We start from the raw sequence: 5,490 nt of genomic DNA, 5'->3' as shown, positions 1-5,490 counted from the left end.
GAAACCGCCTATCAGGACAGCAGAATGAAAGCCTCAATCACTTATTTGCACCTGCTTCGCCACACGCCTTTTTTTACCGAGCTCAACGATGATCAGTTGAAGTGGGTAATCAAACACTCCCGTGAATGGGACTCCCCTGCAGGCACGGTGATAGACAGCCGTATTGAGGGTGTCACTCCTTCCGCTGATCTTTGGGTTTTGCTCGATGGCGGTTGGCAGGTTGAGACCGAGAACTCGGCTCATAGTGCTGGCAACGGAACTCCTGGCAAGTGGTACAGCTCTTCTGCAATGCAGTCGGATAACCGCTTGGTGACGATCCGTCGCAGTTACGTTATGCGCATCAAAGCTGCCGACATGGAGGACATGCTCGCCAAGGATTTTCCATTCCGAAGTCATCTGTCGACTGGTCATGCATGGTACAAGCACATCGGCGTCGGTCAATCCAATATGCCATAACGTATTCGGAGTATGGCGGCATCGGCCTTGAGGATCTATTGCAGGTATGACCCTATCCGTTTGCGGATGCAAGGGTAGGGCGCCTCACGTTCTGCCCCGTCATCTTGTATCGACGCCAGTGCGTATCACCCTGCCGTTCAGCTATTGAAGATTTCCCTCAACCAATCTACGAACACACGAACCCGAGGTGAAAGGTGTCGGTTGTGCGGATAGAGAACTGACACTGGCATGGGCGGCGGCAGATTGTCAGGCAGCAACTCGCGCAAAATGTCCTGCTGCAGCTCCTTCGCCACTCGGTATCTAGGCACCTGAATAATCCCAACCCCTGCTATAGCGGAAGCGGTATAAATTTCTGCGCCGAAAACAGAAATGGCAGTTGGAATCGTGACTTCCTGCACCGACCCATTGACCTGAAACTCAAATGGAAAAGGTTTTCCGCTAGTGCGCGAGATGTAGTTGATCGCTCTGTGTTCGCAAAGGTCGGACACGCTTAGTGGTTCGCCATAGGTTTTGATATAGGCGGGGCTGGCACAGGTGACCTGTGGCAGGTCGACCAGGTGCCTCCCGATTAAAGACGAATCCCCAAGCGTTCCTGCACGAACCACGCAGTCGACCCCTTCTTCAATAAGGTCGACGAAACGGTCTGTCTCGCTGAGGGACAATTCAATGCCGGGGTAACGCTGCATAAACTCTGGCAACGCCGGTATGACGAAGAACCGCGCCAACGTGCCGTGCAAATCCACGCGCAATCTTCCCTTGGGCACGCTCTGACGGAATGCCAGCTCCGCTTCCTCCAGCTCCGCCAGCAGATTTACGCATCGACGGTAATAGGCTTCGCCATCCAGTGTTGGACGCACTCGCCGAGTGCTTCGCTCAAGCAGGCGAGTACCCAGCCATTGTTCAAATTGGTTCATCACATGAGTGAGCGTTGCGCGAGGTATCTCAAGATCCTCAGCGGCGGCGGTGAAACTACTGCGTTCGTAGATACGAACGAAGATTTTCATGGCGCGAACCTGATCCATGGAGCCCACTTCTGATTGTTGATAGGGATTGAATAGTATCGCCACATCCGCGTCATTTCGCTAAGAAAATGAGCATTTGGTTGGTTTATACCGCGCAGTTAGCCATCCAACAATCCGAGTAGGTGGTGAATAGGCCTGTACTTTTATTGTTGGCGAGAATTGGATAGTGAAGGCTAAAAACACGTATTTATCAAAAATACCTGCCATGGGAATCTACTCCCACACCACATCCAACCCAACGGAAAAGGCAGGAAAACAACATGAACACTTCCAACAGCAAAGTAGCAATCGTCACTGGCGCCTCTCGCGGTATCGGCAGTGAAATCGCCAAGCGTCTCTCCCAGGATGGCTTCGCAGTGGTCGTTAACTACGCCAGCAGCGCGGGAGAAGCGAACACGCTGGCCGCCACCATCCAGGCGCAAGGCGGACAGGCACTGGCGGTAAAAGCCAACGTTGCCAGCGCCCAAGATGTGCGTCGCCTGTTCGACGAAACAGAACGTCACTTCGGTGGTGTCGATGTACTGGTCAACAACGCCGGCATCATGGCTCTTGCGACCATTGCCGAGACTGAAGACGAAAGCGTTGACCGGCAGATCGATATCAACTTCAAGGGCACCTTCAACACCCTGAGAGAAGCTGCCAAGCGGATGCGCGACGGTGGTCGGGTGGTCAACTTTTCTTCAAGCGTCGTTGCCATGTTGCAGCCCACATACGGCGTATATGCCGGCACTAAGGCCGCTGTGGAAGCCATGACCAGCGTGTTTGCCAAAGAGCTGCGTGGCCGCAACATCACGGTCAACGCTGTTGCTCCCGGTCCAACCGCAACTGATCTGTTTTTGCATGGTAAGCCCCAGGAAGTCGTGGATCGTCTTTCCAAACTTGCACCTCTGGAGCGCCTGGGCCAACCACAAGACATCGCTGCCACCGTCGCCTTCCTTGTCGGTTCCGATGGCGCTTGGATCAACGGGCAAACCCTGCGCGCCAATGGCGGGATTATCTAAATCAACGCTGTTGATTCTTACCCTATTGCACCTGGAGAGACACATGAAACACGTCATCGTTATCACCGGAGCTTCCAGCGGTTTTGGAGCGCTCACCGCCCGCGCACTGGCGCAAGCCGGCCATACCGTCTACGCCAGCATGCGCGAAACGCTGGGTCGTAACGCACTGCAGGTAGAAGAAGCAGCCCGCTACGCCACAGTGCATCAAGTCGATCTGCGCACCGTCGAATTGGATGTCGCTTCCAGCGAATCCGTTGAAGCCGGTATCGCAAAAGTGATCAAGGAAGCAGGGCGTCTTGATGTCATTATTCACAATGCAGGGCACATGTCGTTTGGCCCAGCCGAGGCATTTACGCCTGAGCAGTTTGCCCAGCTTTACGACATCAACGTGCTGAGCACCCAGCGAGTAAATCGCGCTGCGTTGCCGTACCTGCGTCGGCAGGGTAGTGGCCTGGTGCTTTGGGTATCTTCCAGCAGTGCCAGAGGGGGCACGCCGCCCTATTTGGCACCGTACTTTGCAGCCAAAGCCGCGATGGACTCTCTCGCGGTGTCCTATGCAGGAGAGCTGGCCCGCTGGGGTATCGACACCACCATCGTAGTTCCGGGAGCCTTTACCAAAGGTACCAACCACTTCGTTCACTCGGGCACACCTGCGGACAGTGCAAGAGCAGCTGAGTATCACACGGGCCCATACTCGGGCGTTCCTGAGCAAAGCCTCAAAGGCTTGGCCGCCCTTGAGCCTGAAGATGCCGACGTAGCTGATGTTGCTCGAGCCATTGTGGAAATCGTTAGCATGCCGCTGGGGCGTCGCCCTTTCCGGCGTCACATTGATCCATCTCAGGACGGTGCTGAAATCGTTAATGCCATGGCTGACCGGGTACGCGCAGAAATGCTGCGCCGCATTGGTCTTGAAGACCTGCTGCACACCCACGTAAGTGACGCAGTAAGCCAATCAGCTGTATCGCAGGAGCGCGACTAATGACTACTTCCCACAAAGCCATGGCAACCTCTAACTCCCGATTGAGCTCGCAGATGAAATTCAACGCCATCACGGCTGTTGCTGCGGCCACCGCTGCCGCAGCAGCGGCAGCTAGCCTTACAGTCGGACTGCCGGTCTGGGCGATGTTCATAGGCTGGGTCGCCTTTTTCTCTCGCGGTCATAGTTTTCGTGACGGTTTGATCAACTACGGCGGGGTACTGGCCGGGTTGGTCTTTGGAATGGCAGCGGCCACGACGATTGCCGCGCTTAGCCCTTCACTGGGGATAATGGCTTTGCCGCTGGTGGTCTTTGTCGTAGCTATGGGTGTGGTTTCACTCCGAGCGGTGCCGGTAATGAACAACGTGCTGGCGTACTTTCTTGGCCTTATCGCGTTTTTCGCTGCACACCTGGAACCATCGCTCGAAACCGGAATGCGATTGGGTGGCGCCTCAGCGATAGGCAGCATAGCAGCTTGGCTCTCGCTTAAAATCCAGCAACGTGTGGCTGCTTAAGGGGCGGTATAGCATGGCCGGCACGAACAATCTAAGTTAGCTTACCAATCATGCTACGGAGAATGACAAGCGCAGAGCGGTGATGTTGTTGATATCAAATCTTAGCTGCAGGTCGAGACGTACTGCTCGCATTACTAGTCCCCAGCTGAGTCTGAATCAATCGACCATTGACGCAATTGCGTCCCAGAGACTTCGCGCCGTAAAGAAGTTTATCTGCTTCCGCCAAAAACTCTCTGAAATTCTCCCTTTCCGACGCGTAAGTCGCCACTACACCCGCACTGATCGTAAGTATGCCAAGAGGACTGGCTTCATGCGCTATTAACGCTTGTGCTATTGATGACCGCACCTTCTCAGCCACAATTAGAGCGCCCGCCAGATCCGTCTCAGGGAGCAAAATTACGAATTCTTCACCGCCGTAGCGAGCGGCGAGATCACTTGCCCTGCTGACGTTTTTATCTATGAGGTGTGCTACCTGTATCAGGCAATCATCACCCACGAGGTGACCATAATGATCATTAAATTGCTTGAACCAGTCTATGTCCAGGAGAATAACTGCCAAGCTTGACTGGTTCCTGTTCGCCCGTCCCCACTCCTTTTGCAAAGCGGTATCGAAGCAGCGCCGATTGGCAAGTGAGGTTAGACTGTCTGTGAGCGCGATGACCTCTAACTCATTACGGGTGATGTTGAGTTCACTTTCGGCAACTAGCAATTGTTGAATTTGGCGATATAACAAAACACCTAGAAAAACTAGCGTTAAAGTGATCATGACGATCAGCGCCAAAGAGCGGAATGCATACGACCACCATGGGGCGAACACATATTGGTAGGAGATGCCGGCTGCCGCGACGATGGGTAATCCGGTGAGGCGCTGATAGGCATATATACGCTCCACTCCATCCACAACGGACTTGATGACCGCCGTACCACTGTCGCTGTGCGTTAGATAACGACTGAAGATTTCGCCTCTGGAAAGGTTGGTCGTCATTAACGCGCGTAACGTCGGGCGCCGAGCGAGTAGCTCGCCGTTGTCGAGCGCTAGAAAGATGACGCCTTCATCGTCGACGTCCATGCGCTCAAAAAAGCTGTGAAAGTACGCAACAGGGATGGTGGCTAGTGCGACACCTGAAAATGTACCATCAGCAGTATCGATGCGTCGGCTGATAGGGATGACCATTGCGCCTGTCGTTCGGCTTTCAACAATGGAGCCGATATGGATGGACTGATCAGAATTTTCTCGATGGTAATTGAAATAGGCACGGTCGCTGTTGTTTTTAGTCTGTAAGCCATGTGAAAAGGAGTTAGCCACCCAGTTGCCTTGAGCATCGAAGATAAAAAGGCCCTGAATGCCTTCAATATTTTCAACTTTTTGGGCCAATAGCGTAGCCAGCCGAGCCTGCTGTCCACTGCCTATACCGTCGTGCGCCACGCGCTCGGCAATATCTCGCAAAGTGTTATCCGCCTGTAGCACAGTGTCACGAGCGTGCTGCTCGGCCGCACGAACGATGTTCGAGACCGAAATT

At 54.0% G+C, this 5,490-nt stretch carries 6 protein-coding genes; 4 read left to right on the top strand and 2 right to left on the bottom strand.

Translation table 11 applies throughout. The features are described 5' to 3' along the window. The coding region (locus ACP7E4_RS30210) for a hypothetical protein (protein WP_426119912.1) at window positions 1–456 on the top strand (456 nt) is incomplete at its 5' end. Window positions 457–593: 137 nt separating this feature from the next. On the opposite strand, the gene ACP7E4_RS30205 is transcribed toward ACP7E4_RS30210, so the two are convergent. Then, entirely contained in the window at window positions 594–1,478 is an 885-nt protein-coding gene (locus tag ACP7E4_RS30205; RefSeq protein ID WP_426119910.1) for a LysR family transcriptional regulator, read from the bottom strand. A gap of 260 nt (window positions 1,479–1,738) precedes the next feature. Between ACP7E4_RS30205 and ACP7E4_RS30200 the strand changes: the two genes are divergently transcribed. Genes ACP7E4_RS30200 through ACP7E4_RS30190 form a run of 3 tightly spaced genes read left to right on the top strand, consistent with a single transcriptional unit; the run spans window position 1,739 to window position 3,970 of the window. After that, window positions 1,739–2,479 carry an SDR family oxidoreductase gene (locus tag ACP7E4_RS30200; protein ID WP_426119908.1) on the top strand — a complete coding sequence of 247 codons (741 nt, stop codon included), beginning with the start codon at window positions 1,739–1,741 and terminating at the stop codon, window positions 2,477–2,479. Between the two features lie 43 nt (window positions 2,480–2,522). After that, on the top strand, window positions 2,523–3,458 hold the full coding sequence (locus ACP7E4_RS30195) for an SDR family oxidoreductase (protein WP_426119906.1): 936 nt from the start codon (window positions 2,523–2,525) through the stop codon (window positions 3,456–3,458). Then, complete coding sequence (locus tag ACP7E4_RS30190; protein WP_426119904.1) at window positions 3,458–3,970, top strand: DUF1097 domain-containing protein; 513 nt, start codon at window positions 3,458–3,460, stop codon at window positions 3,968–3,970. The genes ACP7E4_RS30195 and ACP7E4_RS30190 overlap by 1 nt, the downstream gene beginning before the upstream one ends. A gap of 94 nt (window positions 3,971–4,064) precedes the next feature. On the opposite strand, the gene ACP7E4_RS30185 is transcribed toward ACP7E4_RS30190, so the two are convergent. After that, window positions 4,065–5,490: sensor domain-containing diguanylate cyclase (locus ACP7E4_RS30185; RefSeq protein WP_426119903.1), on the bottom strand; the 1,426-nt coding region annotated here is incomplete at its 5' end.

The organism is Pseudomonas sp. DSP3-2-3 (assembly GCF_049898225.1).
Classification (GTDB): domain Bacteria; phylum Pseudomonadota; class Gammaproteobacteria; order Pseudomonadales; family Pseudomonadaceae; genus Aquipseudomonas.
Note: the sequence above shows the minus strand (reverse complement) of the source record. Positions and strands in the feature narration are given on the sequence as shown.